Annotated in this window: 21 protein-coding genes and 1 pseudogene; 11 read left to right on the forward strand and 11 right to left on the reverse strand. The window is 67.0% G+C overall.

The window, feature by feature from the left end:
- Positions 1–80 precede the first annotated feature (80 nt).
- The 5 genes and pseudogenes from NMP03_RS01145 to NMP03_RS01165 all read left to right on the forward strand — a co-directional run.
- Positions 81–644, forward strand: coding sequence for a regulatory protein RecX (locus NMP03_RS01145; RefSeq protein WP_256506731.1), 564 nt, complete (start codon positions 81–83; stop codon positions 642–644).
- Between the two features lie 89 nt (positions 645–733).
- Positions 734–1,273, forward strand: coding sequence for a cold shock domain-containing protein (locus NMP03_RS01150; RefSeq protein WP_256507966.1), 540 nt, complete (start codon positions 734–736; stop codon positions 1,271–1,273).
- A 7-nt stretch (positions 1,274–1,280) separates the two neighbouring features.
- Positions 1,281–1,805: a DUF192 domain-containing protein gene (locus tag NMP03_RS01155; protein WP_256506732.1), complete on the forward strand. Its 525-nt coding sequence runs from the start codon at positions 1,281–1,283 to the stop codon at positions 1,803–1,805.
- Positions 1,806–1,873: 68 nt separating this feature from the next.
- Positions 1,874–2,263 carry an NADH:ubiquinone oxidoreductase subunit NDUFA12 gene (locus NMP03_RS01160; protein ID WP_256506733.1) on the forward strand — a complete coding sequence of 130 codons (390 nt, stop codon included), beginning with the start codon at positions 1,874–1,876 and terminating at the stop codon, positions 2,261–2,263.
- Positions 2,264–2,481: 218 nt separating this feature from the next.
- Positions 2,482–2,715, forward strand: a pseudogene (locus NMP03_RS01165) (DUF2155 domain-containing protein); the annotation flags it as partial.
- A 35-nt stretch (positions 2,716–2,750) separates the two neighbouring features.
- Here NMP03_RS01165 and aat read toward each other — a convergent pair.
- The 9 genes from aat to NMP03_RS01210 all read right to left on the reverse strand — a co-directional run bounded on the left by aat (position 2,751) and on the right by NMP03_RS01210 (position 9,234).
- A complete protein-coding gene (gene aat / locus NMP03_RS01170) occupies positions 2,751–3,533 on the reverse strand; it encodes a leucyl/phenylalanyl-tRNA--protein transferase (RefSeq protein ID WP_256506734.1) in 783 nt (260 codons plus the stop codon).
- Positions 3,530–4,261: a ParA family protein gene (locus NMP03_RS01175; protein WP_256506735.1), complete on the reverse strand. Its 732-nt coding sequence runs from the start codon at positions 4,259–4,261 to the stop codon at positions 3,530–3,532. The genes aat and NMP03_RS01175 overlap by 4 nt, the downstream gene beginning before the upstream one ends.
- A 119-nt stretch (positions 4,262–4,380) precedes the next feature.
- Entirely contained in the window at positions 4,381–4,764 is a 384-nt protein-coding gene (locus tag NMP03_RS01180; protein ID WP_256506736.1) for a hypothetical protein, read from the reverse strand.
- A 74-nt stretch (positions 4,765–4,838) separates the two neighbouring features.
- Positions 4,839–5,369: an OmpA family protein gene (locus NMP03_RS01185; RefSeq protein ID WP_256506737.1), complete on the reverse strand. Its 531-nt coding sequence runs from the start codon at positions 5,367–5,369 to the stop codon at positions 4,839–4,841.
- A 5-nt stretch (positions 5,370–5,374) separates the two neighbouring features.
- Positions 5,375–5,974 (reverse strand): hypothetical protein, encoded by a 600-nt coding sequence (locus tag NMP03_RS01190; RefSeq protein WP_256506738.1) that lies wholly within the window; start codon positions 5,972–5,974, stop codon positions 5,375–5,377.
- Between the two features lie 79 nt (positions 5,975–6,053).
- Positions 6,054–6,329, reverse strand: a complete 276-nt coding sequence (locus NMP03_RS01195) for a type II toxin-antitoxin system RelE/ParE family toxin (RefSeq protein ID WP_256506739.1) — start codon at positions 6,327–6,329, stop codon at positions 6,054–6,056.
- Complete coding sequence (locus NMP03_RS01200; protein ID WP_256506740.1) at positions 6,329–6,526, reverse strand: CopG family transcriptional regulator; 198 nt, start codon at positions 6,524–6,526, stop codon at positions 6,329–6,331. The genes NMP03_RS01195 and NMP03_RS01200 overlap by 1 nt, the downstream gene beginning before the upstream one ends.
- A 56-nt stretch (positions 6,527–6,582) precedes the next feature.
- Positions 6,583–8,910 carry an ATP-dependent Clp protease ATP-binding subunit ClpA gene (gene clpA, locus NMP03_RS01205; RefSeq protein ID WP_256506741.1) on the reverse strand — a complete coding sequence of 776 codons (2,328 nt, stop codon included), beginning with the start codon at positions 8,908–8,910 and terminating at the stop codon, positions 6,583–6,585.
- 126 nt (positions 8,911–9,036) lie between these two features.
- Positions 9,037–9,234, reverse strand: coding sequence for a DUF1192 domain-containing protein (locus NMP03_RS01210; protein WP_256506742.1), 198 nt, complete (start codon positions 9,232–9,234; stop codon positions 9,037–9,039).
- Between the two features lie 77 nt (positions 9,235–9,311).
- Between NMP03_RS01210 and NMP03_RS01215 the strand changes: the two genes are divergently transcribed.
- The 6 genes from NMP03_RS01215 (at position 9,312) to NMP03_RS01240 (ending at position 14,941) form a co-directional block, all read left to right on the forward strand.
- Complete coding sequence (locus tag NMP03_RS01215; protein WP_256506743.1) at positions 9,312–10,322, forward strand: NAD(P)H-quinone oxidoreductase; 1,011 nt, start codon at positions 9,312–9,314, stop codon at positions 10,320–10,322.
- A gap of 112 nt (positions 10,323–10,434) precedes the next feature.
- Complete coding sequence (locus tag NMP03_RS01220) at positions 10,435–11,358, forward strand: UDP-2,3-diacylglucosamine diphosphatase (RefSeq protein WP_256506744.1); 924 nt, start codon at positions 10,435–10,437, stop codon at positions 11,356–11,358.
- Positions 11,359–11,363: 5 nt separating this feature from the next.
- The gene (locus tag NMP03_RS01225; RefSeq protein ID WP_256506745.1) at positions 11,364–12,389 is read left to right on the forward strand and encodes a glycosyltransferase family 4 protein; all 1,026 of its coding nucleotides are present in this window, start codon (positions 11,364–11,366) and stop codon (positions 12,387–12,389) included.
- Positions 12,390–12,491: 102 nt separating this feature from the next.
- The gene (locus NMP03_RS01230) at positions 12,492–13,163 is read left to right on the forward strand and encodes a DUF1013 domain-containing protein (protein ID WP_256506746.1); all 672 of its coding nucleotides are present in this window, start codon (positions 12,492–12,494) and stop codon (positions 13,161–13,163) included.
- A 234-nt stretch (positions 13,164–13,397) separates the two neighbouring features.
- Positions 13,398–14,267 (forward strand): dienelactone hydrolase family protein, encoded by an 870-nt coding sequence (locus NMP03_RS01235; RefSeq protein WP_256506747.1) that lies wholly within the window; start codon positions 13,398–13,400, stop codon positions 14,265–14,267.
- A 44-nt stretch (positions 14,268–14,311) separates the two neighbouring features.
- The gene (locus NMP03_RS01240) at positions 14,312–14,941 is read left to right on the forward strand and encodes a glutathione S-transferase family protein (protein WP_256506748.1); all 630 of its coding nucleotides are present in this window, start codon (positions 14,312–14,314) and stop codon (positions 14,939–14,941) included.
- Between the two features lie 377 nt (positions 14,942–15,318).
- Here NMP03_RS01240 and NMP03_RS01245 read toward each other — a convergent pair whose 3' ends face one another.
- A complete protein-coding gene (locus NMP03_RS01245; protein ID WP_256506749.1) occupies positions 15,319–16,617 on the reverse strand; it encodes a M20/M25/M40 family metallo-hydrolase in 1,299 nt (432 codons plus the stop codon).
- A 189-nt stretch (positions 16,618–16,806) separates the two neighbouring features.
- A complete protein-coding gene (locus NMP03_RS01250; protein WP_033921137.1) occupies positions 16,807–17,262 on the reverse strand; it encodes a universal stress protein in 456 nt (151 codons plus the stop codon).
- Between the last annotated feature and the right edge of the window lie 11 nt (positions 17,263–17,273).

Here is a 17,273-nt window from a genome sequence, read left to right on the forward strand (position 1 = left end):
ACCAAAAGCAAGTCGCTGGCCGATTTTTCACCCATCGATGGACTTTGCTAGATCGTGCGCCAGTGTGGCACAAACATGGCATGGCCCGAATCCGTAGCCCTGCACCGCCGCTTGCGCCCGATACGCTCGAACGGCTGGCGCTACGCTATGTCGAGCGGTTTGCGACGACGCGCGCCAAGCTGGCGACGTATCTGGCGCGCAAGATCCGCGAGCGCGGCTGGGGCGAGGACCTCGACCCGCCGGCGATCGACCCGCTGGTCGAGCGGGTCGCCGCGCTTGGCTATATCGACGATCGCGCGTTCGGCGAGGCACGCGCGGCGGCGCTGACGCGGCGTGGGTTCGGCGCGCGCCGGGTGGCGATCGCGCTGCAGCAGGCGGGGGTAGGCGGCGAGGACGCTGTCGGCATCGTACCGCAAGCCGAGGAAAAGGCGGTGGAAAGCGCGCTGAGCTTCGCGCGCCGCAAGCGGATCGGGCCGTATGCGCGCGAGGCCGCCGAACGGCCGGGGCGCGAGAAACATATGGCGGCGATGATTCGCGCCGGCCATGCGCCCGCGCTGGCACGCCGCATCGCAGCAATGCAGCCGCTGTCCCATTCGGGGCAAGATATTGATTTTGAAGCGCTACTCCTCCATTCGCTTTATTGAAACCCTGTGTTAAGATATTGGTCGGGGGTATTATAAAGATGCGTTCAGATCCGCAACCGATGCCGGATGCGTTCGACATGGAGCTGCCGATGGCCCGAGAGGACGATCACGGCGGGCAGGTTGATGCGCCCGTGTATTCGGGTGTCGTCAAATGGTTCGACGTCACGCGAGGGTTTGGATTCGTCATCGCCGACGAACAGGACGTCGGCGATATTCTTGTCCATTTCTCGGTGTTGCAGGATCATGGGCGGCGCAGTCTTCCCGAGGGCGCGCGCGTCGAGTGCCGCGCAGTGCGACGCCAGCGCGGGTTCCAGGCGAGCCAGATCGTCGCGATCGACCTGTCGACCGCGATCGAGGCGCCGCGGCCGCAAGGGCAGGGCGATCGCGCCGACCGGCTGAAGCTGGTCGACGATGCCGGGCCGTTCGAGCCGGTGATCGTCAAATGGTTCAACCGGCTGAAGGGCTATGGCTTTCTGGTCCGTCCCGACGGCGACGGCGATATCTTCGTCCACATGGAAACGCTGCGTCGCGCCAATATCGACGAGGTCGAGCCCGAGCAGCCGCTGCGCGCGCGGATCGTCGCGGGCGATAAGGGACCGCTTGCGGTCGCGATCGAAAAGCCCGAATAACCCGGCCATGGTATCGCGTAGTCTTCGAGCGTCGCTGGTTTGCGCCGTGCTCATCATCACCGCCGGCTGCGATGCCGGGGGTTCGGCCAACGCGATTTCGGCGCCGTCGCCGGAACCCAGTTCGAGCCTCGTGCTGAAACCGATTCCGCTGACGATCACCACCGCAAGCGGCGCGCATCGGTTCGAAGCCGAGCCCGCGCGCACGCGCGCCGAGCAGGATCGCGGGCTGATGTACCGCACCGATCTTGGCCCGACATCGGCGATGCTGTTCTATCCCTATCCGGCCGAGGGGGGAGGGCCCAAGGAGGCCAGCTTCTGGATGAAGAATACGCCGACCCCGCTCGATATCCTCTTCATCCGTGCCGACGGGACGATCGCGAGCATCGCCGAGAACACCGTGCCCTTCTCCGAAGCGCCGGTGCCGTCGGGCGAGCCGGTGGGCGCGGTGCTCGAGCTGGTCGGCGGGCGCGCCGCCGAGCTCGGCATCTCGCCGGGCGACAAGGTCAGCTGGGCGGGTTTCCCGGCGGGCTGAACCTGCACACGCGCGGCTGCGACGAGGCACGTTGCCACCGCCCCCGCGAACGCGCTAATGGGACGAACATGGGTATCCTCGGATCGATCTTCACCTGGTGGAACGGCGCCACCATCGGCACCACGCTGGCGCTGCACGGCAAGCAAAAGATGGGCAGCGATTCGCTGGGCAACGTCTATTGGATGGGCGGCAAGGACACTGCGGGCCGTCCGCGCCGCTGGGTGATCTACAACGGCGCCAACGATGCCAGCCGGGTGCCCCCCGAATGGTTCGGCTGGCTGCACCAGCAAAGCGACGACGTGCCCGACCAGTCGGTGCAGCCGCGCGCCTGGGAACAGCCGCCCTTGCCCAACCAGACCGGCACCGCGCTTGCCTATCGCCCGCCGGGGGCACTGGAAAAGGGTGGCCAGCGCGTCCGCGCCACCGGCGACTATGAGGCGTGGTCGCCCGAGGGATGAGGCTTCGTCGGGTCCTGGGCGGCACCGCGATCGCCGCCGCGCTGGGTGTGGGTGCGTGGCAGGGCATCGCGCTGCTCGGGCATGGCCGCGCGGTGGCTACCACGCCGACCGCTGCGACCTCGATCGACGTGCCCGCCCCCGCGCCCAAGGCGGCTAGCGACATCGTCACCGTCGAGAGCGAGGAATCGAACCTCGCCGCCACGCGTGGGACCACGCCGATGGCGCAGCGTGTCGCGGTGGTGGGGCTGCTCAACAAGCGCAACGGCGAAAGCCGCGACCTGACGCTGCGGCCGGGACAGGCGGTGCGGATCGGCGACGCGATCGTGCGGCTGCGCGCGTGCGAAGTCACCGCGCCGTGGGAGACCGAGCAATATACCGGCGCGTTCGTCCAGCTCGACACGCGCGGCAGCGACGCCAAATGGCGGCGCGCCTTTTCGGGCTGGCTGTTCAAGGAGCGGCCGGCGCTGAACGTCGTGCCGCATCCGATCTACGATGTGTGGCCCAAGAGCTGCACGATGTCGCGGCCCGACACCGGGCCCGATACCGTCGACATGACGAAGGGATCGGGCGAGGCGAGCGGCGCGGGGGCGGCGAGGCCGACCTCGCGCAGGCGGTCAAGCGCGCCGAACACGCCGGTGACCACCGGCGCGCCCGAGGCGAGCCCCGCCGAGGTCTCGCCGAGCGAGGCGCCGAGCAACGCCATATAGGCGTCGCGGCGGATCTCGATCGCGCCGAGCGATCGGAGGTGGTCGGTCTGGAACTGGCAATCGAGCAGGGTGAAGCCGCCGACGCGTAGCCGCGCGGTCAGCCAGGCGAGCGCGACCTTCGACGCATCGGTGGCGCGGCTGACCATGCTTTCGCCGAAGAACGCGCGGCCGAGCGCCAGGCCATAGAGCCCGCCGACCAGCCGGTCGCCGTCCCAGCATTCGATCGAATGCGCGAAGCCGCGTTCGTGGAGCTGCGCGAAGACGTGCGCGATCGGCGGGTTGATCCAGGTTTCGGGCCGGTCGGTCGCCGATTGCGCGCACAGCGCGACGATCGCGTCGAAGGCGCGGTCGGCGGTGACGCGGTAGCGGTCGCGCGCGATCGTCTTGCGCAGCGAGCGCGAGAGATGGAAGCCGTCGAGCGGCAGCACGCCGCGCAACTTGGGCTCGACCCAATAGACGCCGGGGGCATCGCGATGGTCGGCCATCGGGAACACCCCCATAGCATAGGCCCGCAAAACCAGTTCGGGATCGAGTTCCTGGTATAGCGAGAGCCGGCGGGTCATCGCGCCGCCGACAGCCGACGTTCGACCGCCTGCCACAGCCCCGCGAACGCCGCCTGCGCCGCGCTCTTGGGCGCGAAGGCGCCGACGGGCAGGCGCCGCGCCGCCATCGTCTCGACCATGCTCGCCATCGGGATCACCGGCCAGTCGGGATGCAGCGCGAGCCGGTCGGCGTGGAGCTTGCGGCGCTTGTCGACCATCGCATGCACCGGCAGCAGCGGCACCTTGCCGCCCTTGCGATCGAGATGCTGGACCACTTCCTCGAACGCGCGGGTGGCGAGCGGTGAGGGGATGATCGGCACAATGATGAGGTCGGCGGCGCGCATCACCTGTTCGCTGGTCTCGGTGAGCCCCGGCGGACAATCGAGGATCAGCCGGTCATAGGCCGAATCGAGCGAGCCGACGAGCTTGGCGAGCCGCTTCTTCTTGTCGAGCGAGTGGAAGACGACGTCGAGGCTGCGCAGCGAGGTGTCGGCGCCGATCAGGTCGAGCCGGTCAATCCCGGTCGGGCGTACCAGCCGGGTGGGCTCGACATCCTTGGTGAAAATCGCCTGCGCCGAATCGGCGGCGCGCTGGTCGCGTCCGAGCAGGAAGGTGGAGGCGGCCTGGGGGTCGAGGTCCCAAAGCAAGGTGCGGCGGGCGGATAACTGCGCGGCGCACCAGGCGAGGTTGACCGCCAGCGTGGTCTTCCCGACGCCGCCCTTCAAACTATAGACCGCCACTACCGCCAATTGCCCGCCGCTCCCGTCCTTGCCCGTGGACGAGCATGCCCCAACCGATGGGCGCGGTGCAAAGAAAAAGGCCGGCGGGATGGTCCCGCCGGCCTATGATCATCTGGAGGAGGACGCAATCAGGCGCGGCAGGTCTGCTCGCCCTTGCCCGGCTGGGTCACGGTGATGTTTTCCATGTCGCCGGTCAGCGAATAGCCTTCGGCGACATAGGGCTGGCCCGCCTCTGGCGCGCGCAGCGGCGTTGGGGTTTCGCCGCGCTTGTCGCGCAGGTTCACCAGCTTGTCGCCGTCGAAGAATTCGACGTACAGCAGGCTGTTGTCCTTGCAGCGGAACGCGACATTGCCGCGGATCGCGGGCGGCAGTTCGACGGGCGCTGCCTTTTCCTTTGCAGCGGCGAGCGGGTCGGGCGCCCGGCTGTCGACGACTTCGGGTTCGGCCTGCTGGCACGCGGCCAGCGACAGGGCGGCGAGGACCGCCACGGCGGGGAGGATGCGATGCTTCATAGGCACGCGATTTCGCGTATGCAGCAAGCCGCGTCAAGCGAAACCCGTAGCGTTCGACTAAGCTGAACGCTTGTTCATTGTTGCGCCGCGGCAGGCGCGGCCGCATTATTCGCCAAGACGATCTCGACGCGGCGGTTCTTCTGTCGGCCGTCGGGATCGTCGCCACCGGTGGGATTGGCATTGGGCGCGGTTGGACGCAACTCGCCCAGCCCGATCGCGGTGAGTATCGCGGCATCGACCTGGCGCTGCTCGACCAGATAGTCGCGCACCGCTTGCGCCCGGCCCTCGGAAAGCCGCTTGTTATAGGCATCGTCGCCCTTGGCGTCGGTATGGCCCTCGATCGACACGCTGGGCGGGTTCTGCGCCTTGACGAGCTCAGCAAGCTTGTCGAGCGTGCCGCGCGCGTCGGCACGGATCGTCGCCTTGTCGAAGTCGAACAGCACGTCGCCAGGGAGCGACACCAGCGTGCCGCGATCGGTCTGGGTGGCGTTGAGCTCGGTCTGCAGCGTCTGCACCTGCGACAGGTTCGAGGTCGCGACCGAGCCGGTGCCAAAGCTGCTGCCGGTGCCGTTGGCAATCTCAAGCGCTGAATAGCCCGCCTGCAATGCCTTTAGACTGCTGACTTTTTTTTTGAGCCATCGTCGGACCACGCGGTGGCGGGGGTGGGGATGTCGAGAATGAATTTGGGGTTGCTGGCGCTTTCGCTGGTCGAGCCGCTTTCGTTGAGCACCAGCTGGAGGCGGTCGGTCTGCGGGACCGCGCCGACGAACACCAGGTCGCCGGTCATCGTCGCGCCGCTCTCGACTTCGATCTGCTCGTTTAGCTGCGGCGGCGACACGATGAACTTGCGGTTCTCGGCCAGAAGGAAAGTGCGCTTGCTGTTGCGCAGCCAGTTGAGGTCGACCGGGCGGGTGTGGCCGTTGACATAGGTGATGTTCACGATCGTCTCGGTGGGCTTAACCTGGATGGCATTGACCTTGAGCACGCCGCCATTGGGGTGGACCTGTTCGAGCGCGAGCCGGGTCGGCTTGCCGTCGGCGAAGAGCTTGTCGAAGATCCCGGCTTCCTCGGGGGTGAGGTTCGCTTCGCTGTTGCCGACCGTCGCGGCGGCTTCGGCATCGGCGTTGGCGGCGTCTTCGGTGCGGGTGTTGCAGGCGGCAAGCGTCAGCGCGGTGGAAAAAGCCAGAAGGGACAGCGAGATGGACTTCATGCGATCGGCGCTCCGAAATCGTTGCGGTAGGCGAATAACCGCCCGGGGCGGGCGGGGTTCCTAACGACTCACCGCGTCCTCAGCCGTCCTCGTCGCGCGCGCCGTGCCGCACCGAGAGGATTTCGAAGCGATCGCCCGCGACGCGATAGCGGATGAGATAGGGGTAGACCACCGAGAGCTGGCGGATGCCGGGGGCGATCTCGCAGCCGCGGTTGGGGAAGGTGTCGAGCGAGCGGGCAGCTGCCGCCAGGCGCCGGCCAAGACGATCGGCGGCAGGGCTGTCAGACAGATCAATGAAATCGATGATTGCCTGAAGTTCGACCGATGCCGCGATCGACCACGAAACGATTGCCATCAGTCGCCGATTTGTGGTGGCGGCGGGCGATTACCCTTTCCGATCTCGGTAAGCCAGCGGATCACGGCTTCGTTGCTGATAACCCGTCCTGCTTCGATGTCGGCAATCGCACGAGCATCGGCAGCGGCGATCACCGCGGGATCGTCGAAGATGCCGGGTTCGTTCGGATCCCAGAAAGGCTCGCGCGGCTCATCCATATTGCCATCCTACCAACAGAAGGCGGCGGCGCCAAATTGGGCGCCGCCGCTTTTCCCTACTTCGCGTCGGCGGGTTCGGTCTTCCTGCCGCCGCCCTTGCGCTTGGCCTTTTTGGGCGGCGCGGGGACGATTTCGAAGGCGAGTGCCGCATCCTTGAGCTTCACGTTCACTTCGCCGCCATGCATCAGCTTGCCGAACAACAGTTCCTCGGCGAGCGGCTGCTTGACCTTCTCCTGGATCAGCCGGCCCATCGGGCGTGCGCCGTAGAGCTTGTCGTAGCCGCGCTCGGTGAGCCATGCCTTCGATTCATCGTCCAGACGGATGTGCACGCCGCGATCGGCGAGCTGCAGCTCGAGCTGGAGGATGAACTTGTCGACGACGCGTGCCACCACTTCGGGCGGCAGATAGCCGAACGGCACGATAGCATCGAGGCGGTTGCGGAATTCGGGGGTGAAGAGCTTCTTCACCGCTTCTTCCTGCACGTCGTCGCGATTGCTGGCGCCGAAGCCGATCGATTCGCGCGCCATGTCCGACGCGCCCGCATTGGTCGTCATGATCAGGATGACGTTGCGGAAATCGACGGTCTTGCCGTGGTGATCGGTCAGCTTGCCGTTGTCCATCACCTGCAACAGGATGTTGAACAGGTCGGGATGCGCCTTCTCGATCTCGTCGAGCAACAGCACGCAATGCGGCTGCTGGTCGATCGCGTCGGTGAGCAGGCCGCCCTGATCATAGCCGACATAGCCCGGAGGCGCACCGATCAGCCGGCTGACCGAGTGGCGCTCCATATATTCGGACATGTCGAAACGCTGGAGCGGGATGCCCATGATCTCGGCGAGCTGGCGCGCGACTTCGGTCTTGCCGACGCCGGTGGGGCCGGTGAACAGATAGTTGCCGATCGGCTTGTCAGGTTCGCGCAGCCCCGCGCGCGACAGCTTGATCGCCGACGACAGCACTTCGATCGCGGCATCCTGGCCGAACACCACGCGCTTTAGATCGGTGCCGAGATTGGCGAGCACGCGGGTATCGTCCGACGACACCGTTTTCGGCGGTATCCGCGCCATCGTCGCGATGACCTGCTCGATCTCCTTCGAAGTGATCACCTTCTTGCGCTTGTTGGGGGCGACCAGCATCTGCATCGCACCGACCTCATCGATCACGTCGATTGCCTTGTCGGGCAGTTTGCGGTCGTTGATGTAGCGCGCCGAAAGCTCAACCGCCGACTTGATCGCGTCGGGGGTGTACTTCACCGAGTGATGCCCCTCGAACGCGCTGCGTAGCCCCGAGAGGATCTTGATCGTGTCTTCGATCGTCGGTTCGTTCACGTCGATCTTCTGGAACCGGCGCAGCAAGGCGCGGTCCTTTTCGAAATGGTTGCGGAATTCCTTGTAGGTGGTCGATCCGATGCAGCGGATCGTGCCCCCCGACAGCGCGGGCTTCAGCAGGTTCGACGCGTCCATCGCGCCACCACTGGTCGCGCCGGCACCGATTACGGTGTGAATCTCGTCGATGAAGAGCACCGCATGTGGCAGCTTTTCGAGCTCGTTGACGACCTGCTTCAGCCGCTCCTCGAAATCGCCGCGATAGCGGGTGCCCGCAAGCAAAGCGCCCATGTCGAGCGAATAGATGACCGCGGGCAGCAGCACTTCGGGAACGTCGCCCTCGACGATCTTGCGCGCGAGGCCCTCGGCGATCGCGGTCTTGCCGACGCCGGGATCGCCGACATAGAGCGGGTTGTTCTTCGAGCGGCGGCACAGGATCTGCACTGTGCGATCGACTTCGGGGCCGCGACCGATCAGCGGATCGATCTTGCCGTTCTTGGCCTTTTCGTTGAGGTCGACGCAGAACTGCTTGAGCGCGCTTTCCTTGGCGTCCTTGCCGCCCTTTTGCGCGGGCTTGTCCTCTTCGGCGGCGCCCTTCACTTCGCGGGCTTCGGTGGGCGCACCGCCCTTGCCGACGCCGTGACTGATGAAGCTGACCGCGTCGAGCCGGCTCATGTCCTGCTGCTGCAGGAAATACACCGCATAGCTTTCGCGCTCGCTAAACAAGGCGACGAGCACATTGGCGCCGGTCACTTCGTCGCGGCCCGAGGACTGGACGTGGAGGATCGCACGCTGGACGACGCGCTGGAAGCCGCTGGTGGGCGAGGGATCGGTGGCGCTGTCGACCTTGAGCGCTTCGAGCTCGGTGTCGAGATAGGTCGCAACCGTCGCCTTGAGGTCGCCCAGGTCGACGCCGCACGACGCCATGACCTTGGCGCCATGTTCGTCGTCGATGAGCGCGAGCAACAGATGTTCGAGCGTCGCATATTCGTGCCGACGCGAGGACGCAGCCTCGAGCGCTTTGTGGAGCGTTGATTCGAGTGCGGATGCGAAAGACGGCATGGGGTTAGCTACTCCAATCGGCCGCAGCGTGACACGCGGCCCTTAGTACCAATGTCGGGTCGGCAGGGCGGTTCGGCAAGCGGGGCGCCGGCAACGGGCTTTGGACCATGCGGGCGACCGGGCGGGTCATCGGCGGAACAGCGCATCGGCGCTGTCGCGATGGCGCACCGCCTTGTCGATATGCCGCCGAACCCGAGCAATCTCCCCCTCGAGCGCGGCGGCGCGCGCCTCGAGCTCGGCGATCGACAGCGGGTCGAGGTCCTGCACCACCAGGGCGGCGAGCGTATCGTCCTTGCGACGCGGGAGATTATCGTCGGCGTCCATGACACCAAACGTTGACCCGTGCGGCGGCGATGTCAATAAGACCGACGAATTCCTGCGGCAGGGGGCACCGCGACGCAATGATCTTATCCGAAACGATGCCCGATGCGATGTGGGCGATCGATCCCGAGGGCGCCGGCGGTCCCGAAGTGCTGGTGCCGGTGCGGCGCCCGGTACCCGCGCCCGAGCCCGGCGAGGTGCTGCTGCGCGTCGCCGCCGCGGGCGTGAACCGCCCCGACGTGATGCAGCGCAAGGGGCTGTATCCGATGCCGCCGGGGGCGCCATCGATTCTGGGCCTGGAGGTCGCGGGCGAGATCGTCGCGGTGGGCGAGGGGGTCGATGAAGTGATGCTCGGCCAGCCCGTTTGCGCGCTGCTGGCAGGCGGCGGCTATGCCGAATATGCGGTGGCGCCCGCGGGGCAATGCCTGCCGGTACCGCATGCGCTGACGATGATCGAGGCGGCGGCGCTGCCCGAGACGCTGTTCACGGTGTGGACCAATTTGTTCGAGCGCGCCTATGCCAGCGAGGGCGACACGGTGCTGGTGCATGGCGGCACCTCGGGAATCGGCACGATGGCGATCATGCTCGGCGGGCTGTTCGGGCTGACGACGATCGTGACGGTCGGCTCCGACGCCAAGCGCGAGGCGGCGCTGGCGCTGGGCGCCGATCATGCGATCAACTACAAGACCGCCGATTTCGTCGAGGAGGTCCGCCGGATCACCGATGGCGCGGGGGTGGCGGCGGTGCTCGACATGGTCGGCGGCGATTATGTGCCGCGCAACCTGAAGTGCCTGGCCGAGGATGGCCGCCATGTCTCGATCGCGGTCCAGCGCGGGGCCGAGGCGAGCGTGCCGCTGTTCGAGATCATGCGCCGTCGGCTGACGCTGACGGGCTCGACGCTGCGCCCGCGCGACGGCCAGTTCAAGGCGCTGGTCGCCGACGAGCTCCAGGCAAATGTATGGCCGCATGTCGAGGCGGGGCGGCTGAAGCCGGTGATCGACCGGACCTTTCCGCTGGCCGACGCGGCCGACGCGCACCGCTGGATGGAAGCGGGCGACCATGTCGGGAAGATCGTGCTGACGATGGGGTGATGGCGGTTGGGTGCCGCCGCGTATGACACTCGCATGACCATGCCACCCGCAATCTGTCACAATTCACCTGCATAGGACGCCTAGACAAGGACAACCGCAGGAAACCTTGGACATGGGCGCTATCACCCGACTGCCGTTCGACGCGGCGATCACCGACCGATTGTTGGGGCAGGGGGGCGATTTCGGCACGCTCGAACCATCGGTGCCCGAAAAGATCATCGAGCGGCGGCAATATCGCACCGTGTGGATCAGCGACGTCCATCTGGGCACGCGCGGCTGCAATGCCGAGATGCTGATCGACTTTCTCGACCATGTCGACAGCGACACCATGTATCTGGTCGGCGACATCTTCGACGGCTGGCAGCTCAAGAAGAAATTCTACTGGCCCGCGACGCACAACGACATCGTCTGGCGGATCATGAAGCGCGCCAAGCGTGGCACCAAGATCGTCTACATCCCCGGCAACCACGACGAAATGTTCCGCCAGTTCACCGGGCTCGATTTCGGCGGGGTGAAGATCAAGCGCCAGGCGATCCACACCACCGCCGATGGCCGCCGCTTGCTGGTGCTGCACGGCGACGAATTCGACGCGATCACGCTGTCGCATCGCTGGCTCGCGCATGCCGGCGACTTTGCGTATCACATGATGATGACGCTCAACCGCTGGGTGAATCTGTATCGCCGCGCGCTGAAGCTGCCCTATTGGTCGCTGAGCAAATATGCCAAGCACAAGGTGAAGAACGCGGTCGAGTTCATTTCGAACTTCGAGGAGATCGTCGCGCACGAGGCAAAGACGCGCGACGTCGACGGGGTGATCGCGGGGCACATCCACACCGCCGACTATCGCCATATCGACGGAATCGACTATTATAACGACGGCGACTGGGTCGAGGGCTGTACGGCTTTGGTCGAGCATGAGGATGGACGGATGGAAATCCTGCACTGGGCCGACGAGATCGCGGCGCGCGAGCGCGATGCCGCCGCTGCCACCACCGATGCCGAGGTGCGCGTGACCGAGGCGCGCGTGGCGGCCTGACGCCGATGCGGATCGCGATCGTCACCGATGCCTGGGAGCCGCAGGTCAACGGCGTCGTCCGCACGCTCCAATCGGTGAGAGCGGTGCTGGAACGTCAAGGGCATGAGGTGATGGTGGTTTCGCCCGACCGTTTCTATTCGGTGCCGTGCCCGACCTATCCCGAGATCCGGCTGGCGATGGTGCGCACCGCGACGGTGGGCGGGCTGCTGGCGGATTTCCAGCCGCAGGCGATTCATCTGGCGACCGAGGGGCCGCTGTGCATCGCCGCGCGGCGCTGGAGCCTGCGGCGGGGCTATCCCTTCACCACCGCCTATCACACCCAGTTTCCCGACTATGTCTCGGCGCGATCGGGCGTGCCCGCCGAGTGGATCTGGCGCTATATCCGCTGGTTCCATGCGCCGGCGCGCGCGGTGCTCGCCTCGACGCCGTCGATCCGGCAGACCCTGGTGGCGCATGGGCTCGAGCAGGTGCGGCATTGGGGGCGGGGGGTCGACCTGGCGGCGTTCCATCCGGGCGTCGCGCCGCATCCCGAACTGGCCGGGCTTGCGGGGCCGATCCAGCTCTATGTCGGGCGGATCGCGGTCGAGAAGAACCTCGAGGCGTTCCTCGAATGCGCGCATTCCGGCAGCAAGGTCGTGGTCGGCGACGGGCCGGCGCGCGCGGCGCTGGCGGCGAAATATCCCGAGGTATGCTTCATGGGGCCGCGCTTCGGCGACGAGCTGGCGCGCTTCTATGCCGGCGCCGATGTGTTCGTCTTTCCCAGCCGTACCGACACCTTCGGGCTGGTGATGATCGAGGCGCTCGCTTGCGGGACCCCGGTTGCGGCCTATCCGGTGACCGGGCCGATCGACATCGTCACGCCTGAGGCGGGGGCGCTGGCCGAAACGCTCGACGAGGCGATCGCCACCGCGTTGACCCGCGACCGCGCGGCGTGCGCCGCCTTTGGCCGGCAATTCACCTGGGAAGCGAGCGCTGCGCAGTTCCTGGGCGCGCTGGTGCCGATCGGCGGGGTCAATCGCGCCGCCGCCTGACGTCACGCTACTCCTTGCCCTTGGGCCGGCGCTGCACTAAGTCTTCGCCATTACACGGCCACCCCGGAAGGGGTGGCCCTTATTGTTTCTGGAGACTTTGCCGTGGCCCAGCCTTTGATGCCGCATGCGACCGCTTCCTGGCTGGTCGACAACACCGCGCTTTCGTTCGACCAGATCGCCGATTTCTGCGGCCTGCACATCCTCGAGATCCAGGCGATCGCCGACGACACGACCTCGGCCAAGCTGACCGGGCGCGATCCGGTGCGCGCGCACGAACTGACTCAGGACGAGATCGAGAAGGGCCAGGCCGATCCCGACTATCGGCTGGTGATGCAGAAGGGCCCCGAGCAGGTCCGCCGCACCAAGGGCCCGCGCTATACCCCGGTGAGCAAGCGCCAGGACAAGCCCGACGGCATCGCCTGGATCATCCGCAACCACCCCGAGATTTCGGACGGCGCGATCGGCAAGCTGATCGGCACCACGCGCACGACGATCGCGGCGCTGCGCGACCGCAGCCACTGGAACATCGCCAACATCACGCCCAAGGATCCGGTGACGTTGGGGCTGTGCTCGCAGCGCGAGCTCGACGCATTGGTCGCCAAGGCGGCGAAGGCCGCGGGGATCGAGGCGCCGACCGACACGCGGCTCGAGGGCGATCGCGAAGTGCTGCTGGCGCAGCTGCGCGCCGAGCGCGAGGCGCTGGCGCGCGGCGACGTGGTCGAGACCGAGAAGCCGTTGTTCAAGAGCGACATCGTCGATCCCTGGAAGAAGTGATCGGGTGATCGACAATCCTCCCCATCGCAGATGGGGAGGGGGACCATCCGCAGGATGGTGGAGGGGCCGTCGGCAAAGCCGGCGGTCTTTCTTTTTGCGGACGCGGGGACGTCGCGCGGCGTCCCCTCCACCGCCTTCGGCGGTCCCCCTCCCCATTGCATGGGGAGGATAAAAGCAGGCATTGCCTCCGCGCGCGCCGCGGCTACGCTGCCCCGAATCCATCGGGAGCCAGCCATGACCGACCTGCGCCAGCGTGCGATCGACCTGTACGACGCCTTCACCCACGAGCATCGCGACCGGCGGCAATTGCTGCGCGAGACCGCGCTGCTGGTCGGATCGGTCGCGGCTGCCGAGGCGCTGATCGCGACGATCGCGGCATCACCCGCCGCGGCGCAGCAAATCGCCGCCGATGATCCGCGGCTGGTGACCGAAACCAAGACGGGGGTCGAGGCAGGCAAGCCCTTCACCGCCTATTTCGCCGCGCCGCGCCAGGCCGCCCGCAATGCCGGCTATGTGCTGGTCGTCCACGAAAATCGCGGGCTCAACGCGCATATCAAGGATGTCGCGCGCCGCGTGGCGCTGGCCGGCTATCGCGCGATCGCGCCCGATTTCCTTGCCCCGCAGGGCGGCACCCCCGCCGATGAGGACCAGGCGCGCGCGCTGATCGGCACGCTCGATTACGACCTGGCGCTGGCGCAAGCCGTCGCCACCGCGCAGCGGATGAAGCGCGATACCAGCGGCGCGCGCGTCGGCGCGGTCGGCTTTTGCTGGGGTGGCGCCTTCGTCAACCGGTTGGCGGTCGCGGCGGGCCAAGCGCTGGACGCCGGCGCGTCCTATTACGGCCCGGCGCCCGCCCCGACCGAGGCGGCGAAGGTTCGCGCCGCGATGGTCGTCCATCTGGCGGGCAAGGACGCGCGGGTGAACGCGACCGGCGTGCCATGGGGCGAGGCGCTGAAGGCGGCAGGCAGGGGAGAGGCGTTCGTCTATCCCGAGGTCGACCACGCGTTCAACAACGATACCTCGGCGGCGCGCTACGACAAGTCGGCGGCCGATCTCGCCTGGTCGCGCACGCTGGCGCTGTTCGCGAAGCATCTTGACGGCTGAGCGATTTCGTTCGACATTTGTTCCGGCGCGACTCGGAGGCGATCATGAGCGACGATCTGGTTTTCTACACCAATCCGATGTCACGCGGGCAGATCGCGCGCTGGATGCTCGAGGAGACGGGCGCGCCCTACCGCACCGAGCTGCTCGAATATGGCACGATGGACAGCGACGCGTATCGCGCGATCAACCCGATGGCGAAGGTGCCCGCGATCCAGCACGGCGACCGCGTGGTGACCGAATGCGCTGCGATCTGCGCGTATCTGGCCGACGCCTTTCCGGATGCCGGGCTGGCGCCGGCGACCATCGACCGCGCCGACTATTATCGCTGGCTGTTCTTCGCCGCCGGCCCGGTCGAACAGGCGGTGACCAACCGCGCGCTGGGGGTCGAGGTGCCGCCCGAGAAGACCGCGATGATGGGCTATGGCGATTTCGACCGGGTGGTCGACGTGCTCGACGGCTGGCTGGCGACGCACGACCATGTCGCGGGCGGACGCTTTACCGCGGCCGATGTTTATGTGGGGGCGCAGGTGATCTGGGGGCTGGGGTTCGGTTCACTGCCCAAGCGGGCTTCGTTCGAAGCATATGCGGCGCGGTTGACCGAGCGCGAGGGGTACAAGCGCGCGAAGGCGGCGGATGACGCGTTGATTGCCGAGATGCAGGAGGCGGCGGGATAGGGCGATCGGGTCGCAACGCGCTGGCGTTCGTTTCGAGCGAAGTCGAGAAACGGGGTTGGGCGCTGGGGGCGGTTTTTCGACTTCGCTCGAAACGAACGGGGTGAGTAGGTCAGCGCGGAAACGCGCCAAGGGCCTCAGGTCTACCCACCCCCAATCCCTCCCCGGCAAGGGGGGAAAGATTTGGATTCGTTCGCCAGGTTGGTTTTCCCCCCTTTCGTCCTGAGTAGGGGCTGAGCTTGGCGAAGACCCGTATCGAAGGACCTTGCCCCAAGCGGACCGGTGCTTCGATACGCCGCTTCGACGCGCTCAGCGGCTACTCAGCACGAACGGGTGGGGAGACCCGCTGAGGCCGGAAACGGGCAATGCCGCGCGGGCCCTCACCGCGGCGCAGGAGGCGTCCTTCCGGCGAAGGTGACGATGCTCTCGGTCCCATCCGCCCCCACCGACGATACCCCGAAGAAATGATCGTCGACGATCATGTCCTTGACCACCAATTCGGTTCCGGTGGTGTCGCGGTGACCGGTCCAGTCGGAGGTGTCGTTGCGGCGCCAGTGGATGCGATAGCGGGCGGCGCCCTCGACCGGCTGCCACTTCACCGTCGCGTCGAAGCTCAGCGCGCCGTCGACGCTCACGCCCTCGGGGGCGGCGGGAGCATTGGCGAGGCGGCGGGCGGCGGCGATGTTGATCGCGGTAACCTTCGCCAGATAGGGGAAGTCCATCTTGTCGATCGTGTCGCCATAGACGCGGCCGTTTTCGGTGCGCAGATTCTGGTGCTGCTGGTCGTAATTCTCGGCGCCGACCGAGAAGCGCACCGCAGGATAGCCCAGCCGCAGGAACGCCTCGTGATCGCCACCGCGGCCGAACCGGTCGGGGCGGCGCACCGCGAACACGTCGAGCGCGCCGGGCATGCCCTCGGCGACGTCGTCGACCGCCTTGGCGAGCGAGCGGCTGGGGCCGTCATCCTCGCCGCCGTCGCCGCGCCGGCGCTTGGCTTCCTCGATCGTCTCGACCTGGCGGATGCCTTCGGAGAAGACGCGGACGCGGTCGGCGACGCGCTTGCCGTTCTGGCCTACCGTGTTGCCGACGATGTCGTTGCTGAGCACCGCCGAGACGTTCCAGCCGCGCTCGCGCGCGGTTTCGGCGAGCAGCGTTGCGCCCCACAGCCCCTGCTCCTCGCCCGACAGCGCGGCATAAACGATCGTCGCACGATGCTTCTGCTTCGACAGCAGCCGCGCGGCTTCGAACACCAAGGCGACCCCCGAGGCATCGTCGTTGGCGCCGGGCGCGTCGCCCGTTGCGTCCATCACGTCGCTGTTGCGGCTGTCGATATGCCCCTGGAGAATGACGACGCGGCCAGGCTCGGTGCCCGGCTGGATCGCGAGCACGTCGACGACGTTGACGCCGGTCGGTGCGCGCGGGCCGGTGAAACTGCGCTCGATCGTCTCGGTCTTGATGCAGCCGCCGCACGCCTTGGCGATCCGATCGAACTCGGCCTGCGCCCAGCGGCGCGCGGCGCCGATCCCGCGCTTGGGATCGGTGACCGAGGAGGCGGTGTGGCGGGTGCCGAAATCGACCATCGTCTGGACATCGGCGCGCAGCCGCTGCGGGCTGGGCCGGTCTTGCGCGATGGCGGGGGTGGCGAGGAGGACGAGCGGGAGGGGGAGGGTTTTGAGCATGGCGCGAACGTGGCTGGAAATCGGGCGCGGCTCAAGGTTTTCGTTTGGGGGGACGCGCTGGTGATTGCGTAATACCCTTTCCCCGTTCGTGCTGAGCCTGTCGAAGCACTGATCTTCTTCTGCGACTGACGCGCGAGAGAAGGACCGTGCTTCGACAGGCTCAGCACGAACGGGGGTAAGCGGGTTTCCTCAGCTCAGCCGGTCGATCGCGTCGCGGTCGAGGCTGCCGGGGATGATCATCAGCGGCACCGAGAGCGTGCCCGCATCGGCGCCGGCGAAGTGCGACACCAGCGGCCCCGGCGGGCCGCTCGCCGCGGCGCCGAGCACGAGCGCGGCGATGTCGGGGTTGGCGGCGATCATCTCGCGGACGACCTTGGGGCCTTCGCCCTGGCGCACGGTGATCGAAGGCTTGAGACCCGATTCGGTGAGCAAGGTGCCCGCCGCGCCCGCGACCAGCGCCTCGGCGCGCAGCAGCGCTTCTTCCTCGATCGTCGCCATCACGCCGCCCCATTGGACGAAGTCGGGGGTGGGGACGAGCGCGAGGATCTCGACCCCGCCGCCGGTCTTGACCGCTCGCCGCGCGGTGAAGCGCATCGCGATCTCGGATTCGGGACTTTCGTCGATCACCACCAGATAGGTACGCATTTGCTCTCCCC

Source organism: Sphingomonas qomolangmaensis (assembly GCF_024496245.1).
GTDB lineage: Bacteria > Pseudomonadota > Alphaproteobacteria > Sphingomonadales > Sphingomonadaceae > Sphingomonas > Sphingomonas qomolangmaensis.